Annotated in this window: 16 protein-coding genes; 9 read left to right on the top strand and 7 right to left on the bottom strand. The window is 47.2% G+C overall.

Annotation, left to right across the window (positions count from 1 at the left end):
* Positions 1–22: 22 nt before the first annotated feature.
* The 5 genes from G451_RS29195 to G451_RS29190 are packed head-to-tail and all read right to left on the bottom strand — an operon-like array spanning position 23 to position 7,962.
* The gene (locus G451_RS29195) at positions 23–1,840 is read right to left on the bottom strand and encodes a PAS domain-containing hybrid sensor histidine kinase/response regulator (RefSeq protein WP_051261452.1); all 1,818 of its coding nucleotides are present in this window, start codon (positions 1,838–1,840) and stop codon (positions 23–25) included.
* 60 nt (positions 1,841–1,900) lie between these two features.
* Positions 1,901–2,362, bottom strand: coding sequence for a response regulator (locus G451_RS0112495; RefSeq protein WP_034642126.1), 462 nt, complete (start codon positions 2,360–2,362; stop codon positions 1,901–1,903).
* A gap of 4 nt (positions 2,363–2,366) precedes the next feature.
* Positions 2,367–4,541: a sensor histidine kinase gene (locus G451_RS0112490; RefSeq protein ID WP_027184522.1), complete on the bottom strand. Its 2,175-nt coding sequence runs from the start codon at positions 4,539–4,541 to the stop codon at positions 2,367–2,369.
* A complete protein-coding gene (locus tag G451_RS0112485; RefSeq protein WP_027184521.1) occupies positions 4,538–4,936 on the bottom strand; it encodes a response regulator in 399 nt (132 codons plus the stop codon). The genes G451_RS0112490 and G451_RS0112485 overlap by 4 nt, the downstream gene beginning before the upstream one ends.
* Positions 4,937–4,947: 11 nt before the next feature.
* Positions 4,948–7,962, bottom strand: a complete 3,015-nt coding sequence (locus G451_RS29190; protein ID WP_051261451.1) for a chemotaxis protein CheB — start codon at positions 7,960–7,962, stop codon at positions 4,948–4,950.
* A 64-nt stretch (positions 7,963–8,026) separates the two neighbouring features.
* On the opposite strand from G451_RS29190, the gene G451_RS32750 reads away from it, so the two are divergent.
* The 5 genes from G451_RS32750 (at position 8,027) to G451_RS29180 (ending at position 13,162) form a co-directional block, all read left to right on the top strand.
* Positions 8,027–8,566, top strand: a complete 540-nt coding sequence (locus G451_RS32750) for a cereblon family protein (RefSeq protein WP_051261450.1) — start codon at positions 8,027–8,029, stop codon at positions 8,564–8,566.
* Positions 8,567–8,843: 277 nt separating this feature from the next.
* Positions 8,844–10,007 (top strand): hypothetical protein, encoded by a 1,164-nt coding sequence (locus G451_RS0112470; RefSeq protein ID WP_027184520.1) that lies wholly within the window; start codon positions 8,844–8,846, stop codon positions 10,005–10,007.
* Between the two features lie 20 nt (positions 10,008–10,027).
* Positions 10,028–10,300 carry an amphi-Trp domain-containing protein gene (locus G451_RS0112465; RefSeq protein ID WP_027184519.1) on the top strand — a complete coding sequence of 91 codons (273 nt, stop codon included), beginning with the start codon at positions 10,028–10,030 and terminating at the stop codon, positions 10,298–10,300.
* Between the two features lie 9 nt (positions 10,301–10,309).
* Positions 10,310–11,947: a PhoU domain-containing protein gene (locus G451_RS0112460; protein WP_027184518.1), complete on the top strand. Its 1,638-nt coding sequence runs from the start codon at positions 10,310–10,312 to the stop codon at positions 11,945–11,947.
* A 21-nt stretch (positions 11,948–11,968) separates the two neighbouring features.
* Positions 11,969–13,162 (top strand): HprK-related kinase B, encoded by a 1,194-nt coding sequence (locus G451_RS29180; protein ID WP_051261449.1) that lies wholly within the window; start codon positions 11,969–11,971, stop codon positions 13,160–13,162.
* Between the two features lie 472 nt (positions 13,163–13,634).
* Here the strand turns inward: G451_RS29180 and G451_RS32745 are convergent, their stop codons facing one another.
* Positions 13,635–17,033: a PAS domain S-box protein gene (locus tag G451_RS32745; protein WP_084448550.1), complete on the bottom strand. Its 3,399-nt coding sequence runs from the start codon at positions 17,031–17,033 to the stop codon at positions 13,635–13,637.
* Between the two features lie 189 nt (positions 17,034–17,222).
* Here G451_RS32745 and G451_RS0112440 point away from each other — a divergent pair, with 189 nt between their 5' ends.
* The 4 genes from G451_RS0112440 (at position 17,223) to G451_RS32740 (ending at position 19,879) form a co-directional block, all read left to right on the top strand.
* On the top strand, positions 17,223–17,630 hold the full coding sequence (locus tag G451_RS0112440; RefSeq protein ID WP_027184517.1) for a hypothetical protein: 408 nt from the start codon (positions 17,223–17,225) through the stop codon (positions 17,628–17,630).
* A gap of 123 nt (positions 17,631–17,753) precedes the next feature.
* The gene (locus G451_RS29170) at positions 17,754–18,224 is read left to right on the top strand and encodes an NfeD family protein (protein ID WP_051261447.1); all 471 of its coding nucleotides are present in this window, start codon (positions 17,754–17,756) and stop codon (positions 18,222–18,224) included.
* Positions 18,221–19,180 carry an SPFH domain-containing protein gene (locus G451_RS0112430; protein ID WP_051261446.1) on the top strand — a complete coding sequence of 320 codons (960 nt, stop codon included), beginning with the start codon at positions 18,221–18,223 and terminating at the stop codon, positions 19,178–19,180. Before G451_RS29170 ends, G451_RS0112430 begins: the two co-directional genes overlap by 4 nt.
* 45 nt (positions 19,181–19,225) lie before the next feature.
* Positions 19,226–19,879, top strand: a complete 654-nt coding sequence (locus tag G451_RS32740; protein ID WP_051261445.1) for a tetratricopeptide repeat protein — start codon at positions 19,226–19,228, stop codon at positions 19,877–19,879.
* 42 nt (positions 19,880–19,921) lie between these two features.
* Here G451_RS32740 and G451_RS29160 read toward each other — a convergent pair.
* Positions 19,922–20,142: zinc ribbon domain-containing protein (locus G451_RS29160; protein WP_034642123.1), on the bottom strand; the 221-nt coding region annotated here is incomplete at its 5' end.

Here is a 20,142-nt window from a genome sequence, read left to right as displayed (position 1 = left end):
GATTGCCATTCCCCCATGTTGATTACGGTTTCCTGTCCAGGCTTTCAAGGGCCAACCTCAGACTTTCCAGATCGACAGGCTTGGCAAGATAATCGTTCATTCCCGAAGCAAGAAAATGTTCTTTGTCGCCCTTCATGGCATGCGCAGTTACAGCAATGATGGGAATATTTCGATTGATTTCCCCAAGCTCCCCTTTTCTGAGTCGTCGCGTTATTTCAGTTCCATTGGTCCAGGGAAGCTGAATATCCATAAGGACGACATCGTATGGAGTTTGCTTGAGGGCCGCCTGTGCATCTTCAGCGCTTGTGGCTATTTGGGCAGCATGGCCAAGTGTAGAGACCATATTGACTATAACTTGGCTGTTCACAGGGTTATCTTCAACCACAAGCACCTGCAAAGGTGGAACGAATTCGTGTATTGGGGGCTCCATTCTCATAGAGCGACGACTTGGCGATTGCTCTTGAGCCAACGGCATCGTGAGCGTAAAGGTAAAACGAGAGCCTTGTCCTGGGGTGCTTGTTACCGACAATTTTCCTTGCATAGAATCCAAAAGCGTCTTGACAATAGACAATCCAAGCCCGGTCCCTGGATATTTTCGCGTATACTCATCTTCGAGTTGAGTGAATGGTTTGAGTATAAGTTCTAGAGAATCAGGATTAAAACCAATACCTGTGTCTTCAATAGAAATCGCCACGGTGGCCGTTTGCTCGGTTGCGTCGAGGCGAAGGAGCGAAGCTTCCAGACGGATAAAGCCCACTTCCGTAAATTTGCATGCGTTTTCGAGAAGATTGCGTATCACTTGCCGTAACCTCCCCTCATCGCCGACAAGACGATCGGGGAGCCCGGGATCGATATAGTGTTTGATAACAAGGCCTTTTGGTTCAGTGGCAGCATGCAATTGACTGGTCACTTCATTAATCAAATTTAATAACGAAAAGGGCTGTGCCGCAATTTCGATTTTTCCCTGCTCCATTTTTGAAAAATCGAGCAATGCATTAATCAAACTCAGCAGCTCCTGACCGCACTTATATGCCTGCTCCAAAAATTCTTTTTCTTCCGGCATATTGCAACTCAACAACGCAAGTTGAATCATGCCGAGATTGCCATTTAAAGGCGTACGAATTTCATGGCTGATATTAGCCAAAAATTGACTCTTGGCTCGATTGGCCTGTTCCGCCACTTCTTGTGCAGCGCGGCGCTCATCGACTTCTCGTTGAAGTTGGCTGTTGATTTCGGCGAGTTCTCGTGTTCGCAACGTCACGGTCGTTTCGAGTTCTTGATTGATATTTCGCATAGCCTCTTCAGCCATGCGTTTCTCATTCAGATCGACCATCGCGCACAAAACAAACGGACTTCCTCCATATTCGTCATAAATAAAATTCATACGAACCCAAAACGAGTTGCCCGTGTGCGTACGCAGCATCAGCTCAATGCTTCCAGTCGTTTTATTCGGCCCAAGTCCTTTGAATACGGAAGTGAATTCATGCAGATGCTCGGGCGGAACAAAGGACTGTATCCGCTGACCGAGTAGAAAATCCTTGCTCAAGCCAAGACAGTGGACTCCTTCCGTGTTGATTTCACGTATAACGCCGGACGGACCAAGCACGGCAAACCCCACAGGTGCGCTTGCAAACAAATTTCGCATGTAGCGCTCCGACGATTCGAGCCGATCGCGAGCTTCACGCAATTCCTCATTTTGCACTTCGAGTTCAATTTTGTTGATATTGAATTCTTCAATGAGTGTCTTAATCTCCATATCAGCAGCCTGTGTGGAGTCACCTTGTTCATCAAGGATACGTTCTGCTTTTTGGCGTAATATATCATATATCTTCTTCTGCATGGGCAAACCCTTTCCAGCATCTACTCACTGTGGAAAATGTACTTCTCACTCTGTTGCAATTCAATTCTGTCTTGACGGAAGCCTCACGAATTCAAGCCAATAGGAAAGAAATCCCCTTACTGTTGCAACAAAACGCTTCATATCGCTTGGCTTCTGGATATAACTATTGGCCCCAAGTGTATACGAACGCTGAATATCGTCTTCATTATCCGATCCTGAAAATACAATCACAGGGATATGACATAGGCGAGAATCGCCTTTAATATTCTGCAACAACTCGAAACCATTTTTTCCAGGTAAATTGAGATCAAGGAGCAAGAGCGCAGGGAAAGCGAGGTGTTGAGAAGATGGAGTGTCTTCGAGTAACTTCAAAGCCTCATTGGCTGAACCACAGATGTGAATTTGAAGCGAATGCGTATTCTCTGCTTTTTTCAAAGCATAGAGTACAGTTCGAACATCTTCCGGACTATCTTCGACAAGCACAATCGATGTATTGGCGGATCGACCCGATTCAGAGCTCATGATTTTACTCTGGAAGCGTGAAGTAAAAGGTACTCCCGTGTCCCGGTTCAGAAAGGAGTCCAACTCTACCTCCGTGACGCTCAACGATCCTCTTGACGATAGTCAATCCCAAGCCACTTCCTCCACCGTACTCTTCTTTACCATGCAACCGTTTAAAAAATCCAAAAATAGTTTCTTGAAACTCAGGATCAATACCGAATCCATTATCTCGTACCAGCACGGCCACTCCGCTCCCTCGTTCTCCAAACATCGCAACAAAGGCACCACTCTCGGCATGCATACCATCGACTTCTACCCACCTCTCACTCTTGTTATTGAATTTGATAGCATTTGCAATAAGATTCTTGAAAACTTCTACAAGCAACGCCTCGTCTCCAACAACAACAGGAAGCCGGTTGTTTCGCCGAATTGTTGTAGGATAGCGTTCAAGGAGCGACGCAAGATCGGCCAGCGCTATGTCCAAAGCATGTTCCAAGTCAACGGAGCCGGGGGTGAATTCAGCATTGTTTACACGTGAATAGTGAAGCACAGCCATAATCATGTCTTCCTGCCGACGAGCAAGCTTCACCATCGTCTCAAGCATATCACGGGCGTCGTCATTAAGCGACGAGCCATATTCTTCTGCCAACATCTGCGCATAATTGCTCAGTCCACGTAATGGTTCACGCAGATCATGAGAGACTATGAACGCAAACTCATCAAGACGATGCATAGCGGTTTGAAGCTTGGCGTTGTTCTGGACAAGTAGTGCTCGACTTTTCTCCAGATCGGTCACATCTGAAATAACGTGTATAAGGTATTCGGGATGATCGGCAAAATCACGGACCAACGCAGCATTCAACATTGCGTGAATTTCCTGACCATTTTTTGCTCGATACCGTCTTTTGACCCCACATCCGCCGGGAGGACCAAACACAAGATCATGATTGAGAGCCAAAAGGCTTTCACGATCTTCCGGAAAGACGACGTCGGTCACACTCTTTTGCATCAATTCATGGCGTTCATATCCAAGTAAACGACATAATGCTTGATTGACCGATATCCAGCTTCCATTCAAACTAATATGTGCAATTCCGACCTGGGAGAGCTCAAAGGTAGTGCGATAGCGCCGTTCGCTCTCCATCAGGTTGCGCCATGCTTCGACCTTGTCCGTAACGTCATGAATAATAGAAAAGAGTCGAGTACCAAAGGAAGATTCCACTTTTCCGGAATACACCTCCACGTGACGCAGGCCATGTGCAGTTTTATGGGTAAAATCAAAATGTCTGTTCCGGGATGTCGCGGCATTTTCCATGGAAGCATTGACAGCATACTCTTCCATCGTGTTGAAATCATATATTGTTTTTTTCAGTAACGTTTCGCGTGGAAATCCGTAAAAAGCCTCTGCCGCACTATTGGCATCAATGATCGAGCCCGTTGCTTTATCGATCAACAATTTAATCGCCGAATTGTTTTCGAATAAATCTTTATAATACTGTTCACTTCGAGCAAGTGCTTCATCCTTCGCTGCAAGTTCAGCTATCTTTTCTTTCATTTGTTTTGAAAGCGGACCAAGCCGTGTCTGCACGACAAAAGCTGAAAGGCAAATTGCAGCCAGACAAGCCAGCCCAGCAACGACGGCAATACGATAGAACGGCGCCTCAATCTCTGAAAGATCCATCTTGGCGACAAGTCCTATGGATGAGCCCAATCCGGTATATGCGGCGACAACAATACGCCCACTGTAATCCGGCCCGATAATAGTACCAGTTTCGCCGGCAAGGGCGTGTTTCATTGGTTCGGCCAAATGGTTGTTGAATGGAATATGACTATCACTTGACATACGATCCTGCCGAAAACGCATCAAGAAAACCATGTCCTGATTTTGCCGTTCAGCCAGAGTGAACTCTCCGGTATCACCAAAGTCCGTGAGCGCGCCTCCAGATTGGTTCACGATTGCCGAAGCCGCCTGGAGCAAACGCGCATCGGAGGGGGATGGTCCCCCGGTAGCATCGCGAGGAAGAAGGCGGGCCGCAGCCTTGATGAGGGAGGCACTACTCAAGACCAGGTGCGTCAATTCCTTTTTGTGCGACTCCAAAGTGGTGTGGTGTAAATAAAAAAGAATGCTTCCGCTTGTGAGGAGGCATGCTAACGCCGTTGAAACCACGGCGGCAGTCATAATATTCTTTGTCGAAGTCATGCAGATGAGGTGCCTCGACAAGGATGTTCGTCGAGGACTTCACGTAAAACCGATAAGATTTCACGCAGATTGTAGGGTTTCTCCATGAATCGGCATGCGCCGAGAGCAAAAGCCTGATTTCGTGTCTTTTCATGTTCGACAATGGAAAGCATAACAACTGGAATATGACGTAAAGCAGGGTTGTCTTTGATACGCTGCAAAATATCGAGCCCGTGCTCTTTGGGCATCACGATATCAAGCAAAACGACGGAAACAGGGACGTTCGCCAAAATCTCAAGACCGCCTTGTCCTGAAGATGCTGTTTGCACCTCGAAACCATTGCGCACCAAGAGACGTGAAATGAGTTTCCGGTTGGTTTCGTCGTCATCAATTATCAATACTGTGGGGACATCCATGATACGATCCCTTATGCATCATGAGCTATAATTTCAAAGGAAAGAACAGCACCGTCAACCTCTCCTACAGCATCAAACAGAGGACTTCCTGTAACACTGTATACTGTTTTTCCACCGGATTCACCAGGAAGAGAGACAATGTATCGTTCGATTTTATCGCGTGTTTTTTGGATCAACGTAAACGGCGACGTCTCCTGCTCCAAAGGAACATCATCGATATCTTTGACGGCAAGTTTAAGATCTTCAATCTGCAAACCAAGTAAGGCTTCACGTGAACGGTTGAATATTTTCAAGGCATTGGCATTGGCAAACACAATAGCCCCTTGCTGATCAACCATAACTTGTGCCGAAGGACTGTTGGCAAGAATACGTTCGAGAAATTCAAATTGCCGTTTCAAGGCTTGTTCCGCCCGGCGACGTTTCGTGACGTCGATAAGAATAATCACCGAACCTTCGATTTTTCCACGATCGTTACGGAACGGAAGAACACGCAAAATATAGGACCGCAGCTCCATATCCACATTACGTTCAAGCATTTCTCCAGTGTTCATCACCTGTTCGATGTCGGTAACAATATCGCCAAGCACGACACTCGATAAATCTGTCAGTGGACGCCCCGCATCCTGGTTAATGAGCTTGATCACTTGCGTCACGGCCGGAGTAAACTTTCGAATTTTTAAATCGCGATCCAAAAAGATCGCTCCGATCTCCGTGCTTTCCATGAGACTTTTGATATCATTATTCAACGCGGTCAATTCAAGATTCTTTTCTTGATACTCCGTATTGACGGTATTCAGTTCCTCATTGACCGATTGTAACTCTTCATTTGTACTTTGAAGTTCTTCATTTGCTGCCAACAATTCTTCATTTGTTGCTTGCAACTCTTCATTCGATGTCTGTAATTCTTCAATAGCTGCCTGAAGGTTCTCTCGTGTAAGTTGAACTTCCTGCTCAAGATCAGCAATACGTTTATCTGAACGACTTTGATCTTGATTGCTATCGTCTTTAGATTCATCTGAAGTCGCTTCACGACTGCGCTCAATAATAATCAGAAATCTATTTGAATCATCTATTGAGTCATGCATAAAATCAACAGTCAAATCAACAAGGTTCAAAACATCATTGATACGGCAGCGAATACTCATATAATGAGCTGGCTTTCGTTCTTTTGCTGTTTTATGCAACCCGGACGAAGCAGCCAAAGACAATTCTCTGGGTAACATGGTCAAAATATCAAGATTTATATTCCCAGGAGGAAAGTCCAAAAATAATTTGGCATCACCAAAAGACTGGAGCAAACGTCGATTTTCATCAACGACAAACACGGTAAGTGCTGTTTTGCTAATCAACGCATGATAGTATGCTTCATTACGTTCTAGAACTCGTGACGCTGCATATCGATCGTTTCGTTCAGAGATAGTGTCAAAGGAAAAAGAGAATGGCTGAGAACCATGTTCAACAATCGAATCACGAAGTGGTAATGTCCCCTTCCCGTTATGTTGATAGATGCGATGTCTTGGATTAAACGTTGTGAAGGCTTCACTGAATTCTCCAACACTTTCACTCGATCCAAGGAAAAGATAGCCATTAGACAGAAGAGCATAATTAAAAACAGACAACACACGACGTTGTAATACGGGCTGGAGATAAATAAGAAGGTTACGGCAGGATATAAAATCCAGTTTGGTGAATGGAGGATCATTAATAAGATTATGCGCTGCAAAAACAATACTTTCTCGAATAAAACGTTGCGCTTTATAATACGCGCCATTTTTTTCAAAAAAGCTCTGAAGAAAAGCGGTATCCACATCGGCGGCAATACTCTCCGGGAAAAGCCCCACCCCGGCCCGCTCGATGGCATTCTGATCGATATCCGTAGCAAATATTTTTACTTCAATATCCGATTGAATATCCTTCTTGTGTTGATGAAACAGCATGCTCAAGCTGTAGGCTTCTTCTCCTGTTGAACAACCAGGCACCCAGATACGGATATCCTTCGAGCCCCGATCCAAAGCATTCGAATATATTTGGGGAATAATCGTAGTCGCCAGAATATTAAAGGACGCTTTATCTCGAAAAAAACGTGTTACTCCAATAAGGAGATCCCGGAACAGGATGGAGAGTTCTTTTGGATCAGAGCTGATCAGTGCGACATAGTCCTCCAAACTTCGAGATTGGACAATGCCCATTCGTCGTTCGATACGTCGGACAACCGTGGCTGGCTTATAATGTGAAAAATCAACTTTCGTCGCTTTGTGCAACACGTTAAGGAGTCGTTTCAAACCATTTTCTTCATGGCTCAAAGTTTCTTGTCCTGGGAGACTTCTGGAAGCAAACGGATGCGAGGCAAATGTAATAAGAGCCTGAGGCATCTTTTCCGGAGGAAGGACAACATCGGCAACCCCCGTCGCCAAAGCGCTTTTCGGCATACCATCGAATTTCGCCGAATCGCTCTCCTGCACAAAAACCATCCCACCGGCCTCTTTGATCGCGCGAACACCGCGGGTTCCATCTGAGCCCGTACCTGAGAGCACCACGGCAATAGCCTTCTCGCCTCGATCATCGGCAAGCGAATTGAAAAACACGTCTATTGGCAGATTTAACGAATGCCGATCCGGTTGCTCGGAAAGATATAGATTCCCCCCGTACACCTCCATGTTTTTCTTAGGCGGAATCAGGTATATGGTATTCGGTTTGATCGTGACTCGATCTGTTGTACGAACAACAGGCATTTCTGTATGCTTCGACAACAATTCGACCATAAGGCTCTTAAAATCCGGGGACAAATGCTGTACGACAACAAACGCCATCCCCGTATTCGGTGGCATATTGGAGAAAAACGCCTGCAGTGCTTCGAGTCCTCCAGCCGAGGCTCCAAGGCCAACATAATATTTGGGGCGTTCGGGAGACTCCTTTTGCGACATAATACTTTGGTCAATGATATCTTTATCCTGGCTTGCGAGCAAAGCCGCCGATTCCATATCGTTTTGCTTGACGTTGTTGTCTCTTTGTAAGTCGGAAGACACGGTAAACTCCTGTGCAAAGTCTGCATTTCCTGATGAAACGCTTTTAAAAAAACTAGCAGGTTTCATGATGCGAGAAAAGCATGTCTATGCGCCCCTTCCGAAAGGGAAATCTCCCGAGGTTGGCTCGCATCGCACGTACCGCAAGCAAAAGCATGGTGAAGTGATGATTCTTCAACGATGCCAATGTGAAACCATTCTCTTCGACACGAATGAAAAACCACACGTCACGAAGTTATGGAAAGAAAAGGAAGACGACTTCACCATAGAAGGAGGGCATCGTCTCCGTTGCCGAATGTGCGGCCATGTCATAACGTTTGGTACCAGTGCCATCGCTCTGTTTGGAGCATCACGCCATGTCTTTTTCAATCCACACGGGCAGATGTTTGAAATCGGTCTTTTTTCTCAAGCCCCAGGGTGTGTCGGTGTTGGTGTGACAACAACGGAATTTACGTGGTTTCCTGGGTTCGCCTGGCAGGCGACGCTCTGCCGACAATGCAATATCCATCTCGGTTGGGTATATACAAGCATCGACGCCAGCTCTCGTCCTGACGCATTCTATGGGCTTATCATGGGATTACTCATTGATGACGCTGACAACGACTAACACCAAGCCTATATCATTAATTTTATTTACTTAATTATAAATCTTCCAATCTCCACAAAATCGTCACACAAAAGAATCCGTCTCATGGTAAGATAAAGGGATTTTTTTGAGACCTGCTTCTTCGGATGCCATACACCACACTCAATGGCTTCCGACTTTGCATTTCCTCGTACGACAACGTAGAATACCCTCTGTAATTACAGACTCTCCTGCCGGATTGACGTCTCTACACTCTTCCGGCTGATTTTTATTTCACCAGCAAGGTTTGGGAGATGACATGGAAGTACTTGCCAAAAACGAACCAAGTCGATGTGTTGAAGTCAACCTCGATGACATCCCACGTGATCTTGAGCAATGGGACTATGATGCCTTTGCCACCATTACGTCGACCGAACTTACACCGGAACAAGAAGAACTCATTGTCAATCCTCCGGCGATCTATCCCAGACAAGAATATGTTCTGGCGGTGCATTGGCATCCTGAATTTGTCCCCATGCACCTCATTAAGCGCCGCATCGCCAACATGTTTCCCAATGCCAAAGATAGCCTTATCATTCCGACTCAGCACAACATTATCCTGGACTATGACGGATACAGCGGAGTGGAGGTGGATTGCTATTCCAGCGGGTTCAACAGGAAAGTCCAATTACTGCTTCATTTCCAAACAGAGAACCTTGTCAAATCCGACACACTTCAGGCTATGCTCAAGCATACCTTTCTGTACCGTTCCTCACAGCTTTTTGAATTTCTTGAAAGCCTGGTCGACCCGGCTTTTGAAGACCGACGTCAGCTCGCTGCCGGAAAAACAAATACCAATGAAGAACTTGTTGAGTTTGTCCGCATCCAGGCCGGGAAAATCAAACAGATTCTCATGGAAAAAGAAGCCGACATTCCCGAAGATGCCATCAAAAATAAACTTGTCCGTAACTATTTTGATGCCATGCGCGAACTTTATGGCGACTGGTTGATCAATCGTGCGCAGGTCTTCATCAAGGCCGTCAAAGACATTGTTAAAGAGCATTTTTCTCTTGCCTATTTCTACAAAGCATCTCAAGTCATTGAAGAAGCTCGAAGCATCGGGGCCGGTGTCGTCATTCCCCACCCCGAACAATTCTGGCCCATTTTATTGGCAAACTACGATGTCGACGGATACGAAGTCTGGAATCCGCAGTCCCAACGGTATACCGAATTCCTCGTCAATGTCGTGACCCGACAAAATGAACGCGGCTGGCACGTCAAACGTCCTTTGCTCATCTTCATGGGCGATGACTGCCACATGAGCGAGAAAGTAAAGAACCCCAAAGAGCAAAAGCCGGAAAAAGCCTCTCGTGAAATCGGTTATCAACCAGCTTGGGATGATCCAGCCATTCGCAAAAGTCTCATTATGTACGGGGTTAATAGAAAACGAGCCATCGAAGAATACAAGGAACGTCTGTCATAGACCGCAAAGGAGTCCACTGGATGAGCAAGGGTGATCGTTTCAAGTACGAGTCGTTGCAAGACAGAAAAAATATGGCCGAATATCTCCGGGCACTGGCCGATGGATTCGATTCCGGACATATCGTTTTTACCCGTAAGGATGCCGAACTCATCATGTCCCCACTTGGTCTTGTCGAATTTGTTGTAGAAGCAAAAAACCGTGAAGGACGTATGAAGCTCAATCTTAAATTCGGCTGGCGTGAAGGCACAGAAGAAGAACCTTTAACGGATGATTCGCTTTCCATAAAAGGATAACGAAACACCATGAAATTTCTGACATCCGTTGAAGAAAACTTTCGCTTCATGGTCATGGAAGTGACCAAGCAAGTAGAGAACACACGTATCGCGTTGGAACGCCAAGACCGATCATTACGAGAGAAAATTGAATCCCGCGACGATTACATCGACAACCTGAAAAGCGTTATCGAAAATAGTTGTTTTTCTCGCGTTCATGGCAGCACGTATACGGACAAACGAACCACCGACTTCATTCGCGCTGTCAATATCGTTACCAACAACCTTGAACGTATGGCCGACCATGCTGTCAACATCGTTAATCAGACACAGTATCTCTCTGATATCGGATTCTTACGACGATACAATTGTCAGGCGTTTTTTGATGAAGTCCAGGCCGGTCTCAATCACGTTGTCGATGCCTTGATTAAACAAAACATCGGTCTCGCGTTCCGTATTTGCCGATGCGAATACACGTTGGATGAACTTTTCAAAGAAAACTTCGACCAGGTCATGGATGACCTGCGAAAAGGCGAATCACCCAACGACTGCATTACGGCGCACAACATCTTGCGCTATCTCGAACGCATGGGCGATACCCTGAAGAATGTCGGGGAAGCCGTCCTCTTTGCAGCCGTCGGTGAAAAATTTAAAATACGCCAATATCAAGCCCTCAGTGATACCCTCAAAGGCAAAGGAATGAACGTCCCCATCACTCGCGGGGAGTTTCAATCCATTTGGGGAACGCGTTCAGGTTGTCGCATTGGCAAAGTGGAAGGATCGGAAGACGGGAGCCATAGCCAAGGGGTTATTTTCAAAGAAGGGAATGCCGCCAAGCTCACCCAGGAAAAACTGAATATCGAAACATGGGAAACCATTCTCCCAGGACTTCCGCCCCGTATTCAAGGATTCCTGGTCAACGGAGAATCGGCATCCATGCTTGTCGAATATCTCTCTGGCTGCACGTTTCAGGAAATTGTGCTTTCCGCCACCGATGATATTCTGGAGAACGCTCACTTCATCATTCGTCAGACCGTAGGCATCTTGTGGTCCCAAACCATGAAGCCTCAATCGATCTGTGCTCACCCCATGAAGCAATTGCGCTCGCGATTGCCTGATGTCTTTCGACTGCATCCCTTGTTTGAGACGCCGTCCATGGGGCTCAGTGGAGTCAAAATCAACTCTGTCAAAAGCATGATCGACCAGGTCTCCCAATTGGAAGAGACGCTGTGTGCTCCGTTTTCGGTGTTTATTCACGGAGATTTCAATATCAATAATATTGTGTACAATCATGGTGAGCAACGCATTCACTACATTGATCTCCACCGATCTTGCGACTCCGATTATATCCAGGACATTTCTGTCTACCTTGTCTCCAATTTCCGTCTTCCCCTGACGGATCGTGCAATGCGTTTGCGCCTGTCGAGCGTGATTGAAACATTTCTGAATTTTGCCCGCCGATTTGCTCAAGAGCACGGCGATAGCACATTCGAAGCTCGCCTCGCTCTGGGGCTCATACGATCGTTCATCACCTCGACCCGTTTTGAATTCAATCGAAAATTCGCCCGCAACATGTTTTTGCGAGGCGTCTATCTCATGGAGAAAATGCTAGAGCATACAGGCCCCATGCATGAATTTGTGCTTCCCAAAGACGTGCTTGTCTATTGACCTTCGACACCCGGAGCCCCCATGTCGCCCGATAGTTCAGCAGAGTTTCCCATCCCCAAGGCCCTGACACAGGAGACGTTCAACCGTCTGGCCGATGGCCTTTTGGCCTCGACGCCCTTGCCGCTCCAACTTGACCTTGATTTGGGCGGTCTGCCTGCAGCCATCAGTACAAACAATGCAACACTGCTTGCCAAGTTGGCCGACTATCTCCATCCGTTTATGCGTGATGATGACCGTACGCCATTGCTCCATTTGGCGGCCGTGGAATCCGTACCGGTCCGGCTCGGTCTCAAGTACACTCCGCGTCGACCTGATCCTGGGAAAGAGGTCAAGGAAGAGTGGGTACGATTCCTTTATAGCCGCATTGTACATAAAACTCGAACAGATATGACGTTTTTCGTCAGTGCCAAGTACAATATCGCGGCTGGGCCGTGTCTTGATAACTGGGATCAAATCGTCAACTTTCTCAACTTTCGTTTTCTCAACGCAAAAATTGGCCTGGGTGGCGTGTTGTGTCATGCGTCTGCCGTTGCCGTAGACCAAGCAGGTCTCATGCTTGCCGGCCTGGCCGGTCGAGGGAAGTCAAGCCTCGCCTTGACCATGATGCACGACGATGATGTCGACTTTATCAGCAACGACCGAGCCGTTATCACGACGGCAGACGATGGGCCGTACCTCTTTGGCTCGACGAAATTACCGCGCGTCAACCCGGGTACCATCCTTCATAATGAGCATCTCCATCGGCTTTTGACTCCCGAAGAGTTTATTCGCTTCAAAGCTGTCCCCGAAAACGAACTTTGGACGCTTGAACAAAAGTATGATGCGTCCATTGAATCCTGTTTTGGACACGGACGTCAGCGCCTTGCAGCCAACCTCTCCGCTGTGGGCATTCTTACCTGGGATCGTATCGATGCCCCCGCGAAAATCGTTCCGGTCAATCTTGAAGAAAAACCCCACCTGCTCCAGGCATTTATCAAGCAGCCGGGCATATTCATTGAGCAAGATGGACAAAATCTGCCTGACACCGACTTTTTTACACCGGAAGACTATTTGGAGGTTCTTCAAAATACTCCGGTATATGAAATCACCGGTGGTATCGATTTCGTCAGTGCCGCAAAAGAACTCCGTGACGATCTTGTCCTCAAAGCCAAGACTCTGAGAGAAAAACAACCGCAACCGGAACCTGCTACCGACCGTATTGATGAAGATGTGTAATACAATGTCTCAATCCCATGACTGAGCTCCGTGTCGATCCATATGGAAACTCTAAGCTAACGACGGATGCAATAAACAACTCAGCCGACGTATCTGGTGATACGTCGGTTTTTTTCTTCACAACCAGCGGGTTTAACAAAAACCGCCATCATCTAGAGCGGTTATCGTTTATGTTGAACAACTTGAAATTCCGACAGATATACCGTTCATTTCAAGTCGTACTGTAACCATTTAAAGTTTTTGAAGATTATTAAGAAACTTTTTCCAAAAAGTTTCTTAATCCGCCGGAGGCATTCTTCCTTTTCACTAAAAAACGCTCTATATCGAAAGAGTCCTCGCTTCTCGTCTATGGTTCCGTACTCTACGATCTGGTGGCGGAGATGGCTCCATCTGATGACAAAGCAATCGAAGAATGTATCACGGTCTGTTTGTTGATGACGTCACGAGATACCATGCTGCCAGAGAAAAAAACTTAAACGGGCTTTTCTTCATTCGTCGTGAGATGAGAGATGGCGCCATTCATGTCCCGACGAGTTTCTCGCGATATCGGAAGAGACATAAGAAAACAGCTCCCTTCTCCCGGTTCGGTCGTAACGGAGAGGTGTCCTCCATGTCGTTCCGTCACAATAAAATACGAGACCGACAGCCCGAGTCCCGTGCCTGTTCCGGCCTCTTTAGTTGTAAAAAACGGCTCAAAAATTCGTCGAGCCACATCCTTGTACATGCCTGGCCCATTATCACACACCTGGAGCTCAATCTCATCGTTATTCTGTCGAATCGTTATATGAATGCTCGGATGCTCAGGCCCCGACTCAGCTAATGCATGAGCAGCATTCCGAAGGAGATTCAAAATGACTTGTTCGATTTCATTTTCAAGACACGGAATGTTTGGAAGATCATCTTCGTGATCAATTTGTAAATCAATATTCTTGAAATCATATTTCTTTCTTAAATTATAGTCGGCTTTCGCCAGATTAATGGCTCGCTGAGTGATTTCCAGAAGAGAACATTTGTTCAACGTCGAATCTGTCTTCCGGCTAAACGAGAGCATATCTTCAACAATCTTTGCGGCTCGCACTCCCGCTCCTCGAATATCCTCATAGGTTTCATCAATACCAGTTGAATTGAGAAAGCAACGGAGTGTATCGAAATCAAGCCCACATGCACTGGCAGCCTGATCACCAACTTTTGTTCCGGGCTTCGATCGACGAATGACGTTCTGAATGCTTTGCAAAATGACGCCGAGCGGATTGTTGATCTCATGCGCCATTCCAGCAGCCAAACCACCAACTGAAAGCATTTTTTCCGATTGGATCATGATCTCTTGAAGACGCCGTCGTTCCGTGACATCGCGCACCACAAGCAAAAACTGAAGCTTTCCGTCCAGGGCGACGGTTTTGACGGTTCCTTCAACGAGAAATGTCTTCTCTGCAGTTTTCCCCTGACCTTGAAAAGATAGAGTGCCACCTTCATGACTCTGCTCCAGCGCATCCACAGGAGGACACGTTCCATCGGCAGCGACGGCGAACAAATCGGTTATGTGCTGATTATAGAGCGTATGTACCGTGAGGTTGAACATGTCGATAAAAGCGGAGTTGGCTTCGGCAATCGAAAAGTTGTTGGGATCGATAACACCAATGGCCTCTGCTCCGGCATTGAAAATTTCCTTGTATTTTTTCTCCGATGCCCTGAGACGTGCCTGGACTTCCTTATCTTGTTGGATATCGTACGTAATGCCCTGCACCTGCACAACGTCTCCTTGAAGATTGAAGGAGGAACTCAAGGCTTTCGTTTTCACCCACATATAATGACCATCTTTACACTGAAGGCGATATTCTATTTCAAATATCTCCCCAGGAGATGCGGACGATACGGCATTAAAGAAATGATTCACGACCCGAACGCGATCTTCGGGATGCACCAAGTAATTCCAGTGTGCCAAGTCGGCACCAATTTCCTGTTCGTCATATCCAAGAGCCGTTCGCCATCCCCTTGTCCATTCAATGGTGTCGCTTTCGGGATACAGCTCAAAAATACCAGCATTCACAGCTTCCAGAGTCATCTCAAGCTGTTTACGATTGACGTTAAGAGCCTGCAATGCATTGCGCAGATCCGTCATATCGCGGCCTTCGGCAATAAGAGAAACAATATTCCCGGTATCGCCACGAAATGGAGCGAGTGAAAAATCCACAATGTGTTGTTGGTCATGCTGGTCGACGAAAATGATTTCACGTTGAACGACGATCCCTTCACTGGCTTCATGAATAGCTCTATCAATAAATTCCTGGCTTTCACTGGTCTGCTGAACCCACGGAGCAACCGCAAAAGGCAACCCTATCACATCTTGGGCTCTTACTCCGGCTAACTCAAGCAGAGCCCGGTTGACTTTGAGTATACGCCCTTTGACGCCCAGCAGTCCCATATATTGGACAGTCTGGTCGAACATTGCCCGAAACAGCCCTTCGGACTCACGAAGTGCAACCTCGGCTTGTTTCTTTTCACTGATATCGCGCAGATGAACCAAAATTCGGCGTTCGCCGAGTAGAGTAACGATCTTGGTTTTGACCTCAGCCCAAAAGAAGTCACCGTGGCGTGTTCGAACGAGCCACTCGACATGCTGCGGACCTTCCAGTTGGGTGTACTGCAATAACGCTTCGACCTCTGCACGACCATAAGGAGGCATCCCCGCGCTCAAATCCTCAAATCGAACTCCCCGCAACTCCTTAAGCGACTCATAGGCAAATCGTTCTAAAAGCGTTTTATTCGCATCAAGAATGATCCCGGTCCCCGGCTCCTGCAAGAGGATGGAATCTTGAAATGCATTGAACAATTCACGATAGGTCATTTCCGAGACGCGAATGTGTTCTTCAGCAACAGTCTGTTTGTGAATATCAAGGTTGATCCCGATTATGCGGATTGGCTTTCCGCTATCATCCCAGGCAACAGTTTTCCCTGTACAGAGTACCCATCGCCATGTTTCGGATGCGGCCTTCATGCGAAATCGAGTTTCAAAAACCCCCGAAGCAGACGTCTTGATGTAGGCATCCAGCTTCCGTGTCATTTCATGCACATCATCAGGATGAATCAAATCGATCCACGTATCAAACGTATGTTCGAAGACATCGGGCTGATAACCCAGCATGATGAACCACTGATTATCAAAAGAAGCCTTGTCCGTTCCCGGATAAAAGTCCCAAATGCCGGCATTGGCTGCTCCCAATGCCAACTCCAACCGATTGGTGTTATCAACAAGACTTTTCTGTTCGCGCCGATACAGGGTCACATTGCGGAAAAAACCTTGAAACCTCGTGGAAGAATATTTTGAGGATTCGGCAAATGCCGTACACTCCATACGTAAAACAACGCCATCGTTGCGTCGCAACATCAAATCGGCGCCGCTGAATCGTCCCTGTTGCTTCAGCATATCCATAAAGACGGCGTATCCATCAATGGAAGCAAACAGGCTTTGCATAATGCCATGACGCTCTTCAATTAAATTCTGAGGAGAGGTATGCCCCATCATTTCAACCATGGCGTCATTGACATCATGAATATCACCTTCGATTCCAAACCAGAGAACTCCCAACGGCACTCGCTCAAGGGTTGTTTCAAATTGTCTTTGTTTTTGGCCGAGGCGGCGGGAGAGAGAAAACAAGGCAAGACTGAATAATCCGATAATAAAAATGCACACTCCGGTAACCAGCCAAAAACCGGGAAAAAATATCATGTCGACGAAATGTGCTCCTTCATTTTGAGAAGACGCTGCGAATGCCGAGGTGGTCGTCAGAATACCCAGACTCCCTCCCCAAACCACATTCCATCTCCATCTTTTCGACACAATGACCGACTTCATCGTGACGCCCTCGATCATGATTGGTTATCTTCTCACCGTGTTAAGGCTATAATACGCACAAATTCGCTTCTGATACTTCGTCTTTGTCCATCAACCGACTTGTCAAAGCCAGAAGTTGCATTTTATATTGCATAATAATTTTTTTTTTACCATGACTCAAACCCCACAACGGATCATAATCCCTGCGATATAAGAATGGAGAGTATCATGAGATTATTTTTTCGCCGATTTCGGTTGGTATGTTTCGGCTGCTTGTTGTTCATAAGTGTCGGCGTCTCCACAGCCTTTTCGGCTGCCCCTGATACGGATCGCGCTGATCAAGCCGCCAATGCTACAATCAACGCCATCACCGCGATGCTTGCCGACCTCAACCTGACGTTTGAACAGCAAATCGCTTTGGCTCCGATCATGACGGAACAAATGAGCAAAGCCTACAAAATTTATACAGCTTATCAAGCGGGAGAAAATACCGCCACAATAGCAAATGATTTACAGTCTTTGCGAAATGAAACTTATGAACGTATCACACCACTGCTCACGCCGGAACAGCTCCAGAAAGTGGAACAAATGGAACGCCAAGCCCAGCAGTCATTTGACAATACGCCAACACCATAACGTCATCGGCTTCAATGATCGGTCTGGCTAATCTCATGTCTTTCAGCTGAGATACACCTTCCGACAGGACAAAAGGTGTGTTATTTCTCTTGCTCTTGTCTTTAAATGAGGTATGAAAAGAATATGAGCGATTATCTTATATGGTTCCTTGTCGGAACAGCCTTCCTTATTGCCGAAATGATGATGCCGGGATTCATTGTCATCTTTTTCGGCATTGGAGCATGGACGACAGCCCTGTTCAGTGCGCTCTTCAGCACGGGGCTTGAGGTGGAGTTAGCGATATTCATTACGAGTTCTTTGCTTGCTTTGTTTGGTTTACGTCGCTTCTTTCTGCGGACATTCAGCGGCGTATCCAAACCGGCACCAGATCGCTATATTGATGAGATCGTGGGAAAAACCGCCCAGGTCACCAAAAAGATAGGCCCACACCACCGCGGAGAAGTCAAATTCAGAGGAAGTTATTGGCAGGCCGTCGCCGATACACAGCTCGTTCCTGGAGACGACGCCATCATCCTTGGCCAAAGTTTGGATGACAGCCTGACACTTGAGGTTACCCCTGCATCACGCATTCAAACGGAGGAGTCCCTGTCATGACAGCCCTGTTGCAAGGCCCAATCATCATGTTCATCGTTTTGGCGGTTATTGTTGTCGTCTTGTTTGTGAAAACCGCCGTCGTTGTCCCTCAAAAATCAGAATACGTTGTCGAACGATTGGGTAAATTCCACAATGTTCTCGGCGCGGGCTTTCATATACTCATCCCATTTATTGATCGGGTCGCGTATGCCCGCTCCTTGAAAGAAGAAGTCATGGATATCCCGTCACAAATCTGTATTACCCGCGACAATGTCAGTGTCGCCATTGACGGGGTGATCTATCTCCAGGTCATCGACAGTCAATTATCGGCGTATGGCATCGACAATTACAAGATCGGCGCCACCCAGCTTGCCCAAACCTCCTTGCGATCGGCTATTGGCAAAATTGATCTCGATAAGACCTTTGAAGAACGCGATGCGATTAATTACCAGGTCATCAAAGCTGTTGATGAAGCCGCTCAAAGCTGGGGCGTCAAAGTCTTGCGCTATGAAATCAAAGATATCACTCCGCCCGATACCGTCATGGCTTCCATGGAAGCTCAGATGAAAGCTGAGCGGGAAAAACGCGCCGAAATCGCCCGGTCCGAAGGGGACAAACAGGCCCGGATCAATCGGGCTGAAGGCCTGCGTCAGGAAGCCATCGCTATGAGTGAAGGCGAAAAACAAAAACGCATCAACGAAGCTGAAGGACAGGCTCAGGAAATCACACTTCTGGCGGAAGCCACAGCCAGTGGCATTGCCAGAGTGGCTGAAGCTATTTCTCAGGGAGATGGCATTACCGCAGCCAACTTGCGTGTGGCCGAACGATATATCGAAGAATTTGGTAAGCTGGCCAGCACGACCAACACGATGATTCTTCCCGCCAACCTGACGGATACGGCCGGTATGGTCGCAACAGCGATGTCTGTCTTGGAAAAAACGAGTTCAGTGTCCAAAAAGGACAACACTGTCGGTTAAGCGATCCACAATCGCGATACGTAATACAGCGTGAGGGGAAAAAGTATGGCACGGTTTAAGGCACAACATTCACGATTCGGCATCCGAAGTACGGCATTCACCGGCATAACGACATGTATCTTTCTCGTCGCCATGGGAGTTTTGGCCCCCGTTGGATATGATGATAATGCCCCCTGCTTGCTGGATCGGCAATCCGTTGCCATGGCTTCCTGCTCCCCCACGTCCAGCCACAGAACCCTGTCCGATTTGGAAAAATTGGAAAACGAGGCCCGGCACGGCGATAGCGAAGCACAATTCCAACTTGGAGTGACCCTCTTTTCTCAACGTGACTTCACGAATGCCATCAAATGGTACACGCTCGCCGCCAAGAATGGCCAACGCGATGCGCAATTCAGGTTGGGGCTCCTCACCTATTTCGGAGGCGCCATTCCTCGCGACTATATCGCGGCGGTCAACTGGTTCGCCATGGCGGCCCAAAACGGCCTTGATGATGCCGCCTATTATCTCGGGGTAATTTATTATCTTGGTGAAGGCGCCCCCAACGATCCCAAAGCAGCATATTACTGGTTCACCAAATGGCAAAACTCCACGACATCACCGCAAAACAAAGATGTCGCCATGCAGATTCTTAACCAGCTTGAAGCCGAACTTCCTCCTGTGGAGACAGAAGCTATCCGCAATGCAGCATTGGCGTCTTGACATCCTCCCCGGCCTGAAGGCCGAGGATTCCAAACAGAGTCGTTAAACGGCTCTTTTGGCGGGTTCCTGCTTCAACGTGGGCGCTTGAGCCTTTCCCACTCCACAGGCTGACACGGCTTGCCCAGCCGTCAAAATATTCAAAGCGCCCACAAAATCTGCATTCGCAGTGTAGTCGCATTCAACACAAGCGAAGTTCGCTTGAGTCTTTCTGTTGTTTTTTGATGTGTGTCCGCATTTCGGGCACGTTCTTGACGTATTTTGGG

The sequence above is a fragment of the Desulfovibrio inopinatus DSM 10711 genome (genome assembly GCF_000429305.1).
In the GTDB taxonomy this organism is placed as follows: Bacteria; Desulfobacterota; Desulfovibrionia; order Desulfovibrionales; family Desulfovibrionaceae; genus Alteridesulfovibrio; species Alteridesulfovibrio inopinatus.
Note: the sequence above shows the minus strand (reverse complement) of the source record. Positions and strands in the feature narration are given on the sequence as shown.

Coding starts and splice junctions, on each gene's coding strand:
- G451_RS29195 (WP_051261452.1), bottom strand. CDS start 1,840: ATGCAGAAGAAGATATATGATATATTACGCCAAAAAGCAGAACGTATC.
- G451_RS0112495 (WP_034642126.1), bottom strand. CDS start 2,362: ATGAGCTCTGAATCGGGTCGATCCGCCAATACATCGATTGTGCTTGTC.
- G451_RS0112490 (WP_027184522.1), bottom strand. CDS start 4,541: ATGACTTCGACAAAGAATATTATGACTGCCGCCGTGGTTTCAACGGCG.
- G451_RS0112485 (WP_027184521.1), bottom strand. CDS start 4,936: ATGGATGTCCCCACAGTATTGATAATTGATGACGACGAAACCAACCGG.
- G451_RS32750 (WP_051261450.1), top strand. CDS start 8,027: ATGATGCGAGAAAAGCATGTCTATGCGCCCCTTCCGAAAGGGAAATCT.
- G451_RS0112470 (WP_027184520.1), top strand. CDS start 8,844: ATGGAAGTACTTGCCAAAAACGAACCAAGTCGATGTGTTGAAGTCAAC.
- G451_RS0112465 (WP_027184519.1), top strand. CDS start 10,028: ATGAGCAAGGGTGATCGTTTCAAGTACGAGTCGTTGCAAGACAGAAAA.
- G451_RS0112460 (WP_027184518.1), top strand. CDS start 10,310: ATGAAATTTCTGACATCCGTTGAAGAAAACTTTCGCTTCATGGTCATG.
- G451_RS29180 (WP_051261449.1), top strand. CDS start 11,969: ATGTCGCCCGATAGTTCAGCAGAGTTTCCCATCCCCAAGGCCCTGACA.
- G451_RS32745 (WP_084448550.1), bottom strand. CDS start 17,033: ATGATCGAGGGCGTCACGATGAAGTCGGTCATTGTGTCGAAAAGATGG.
- G451_RS0112440 (WP_027184517.1), top strand. CDS start 17,223: ATGAGATTATTTTTTCGCCGATTTCGGTTGGTATGTTTCGGCTGCTTG.
- G451_RS29170 (WP_051261447.1), top strand. CDS start 17,754: ATGAGCGATTATCTTATATGGTTCCTTGTCGGAACAGCCTTCCTTATT.
- G451_RS0112430 (WP_051261446.1), top strand. CDS start 18,221: ATGACAGCCCTGTTGCAAGGCCCAATCATCATGTTCATCGTTTTGGCG.
- G451_RS32740 (WP_051261445.1), top strand. CDS start 19,226: ATGGCACGGTTTAAGGCACAACATTCACGATTCGGCATCCGAAGTACG.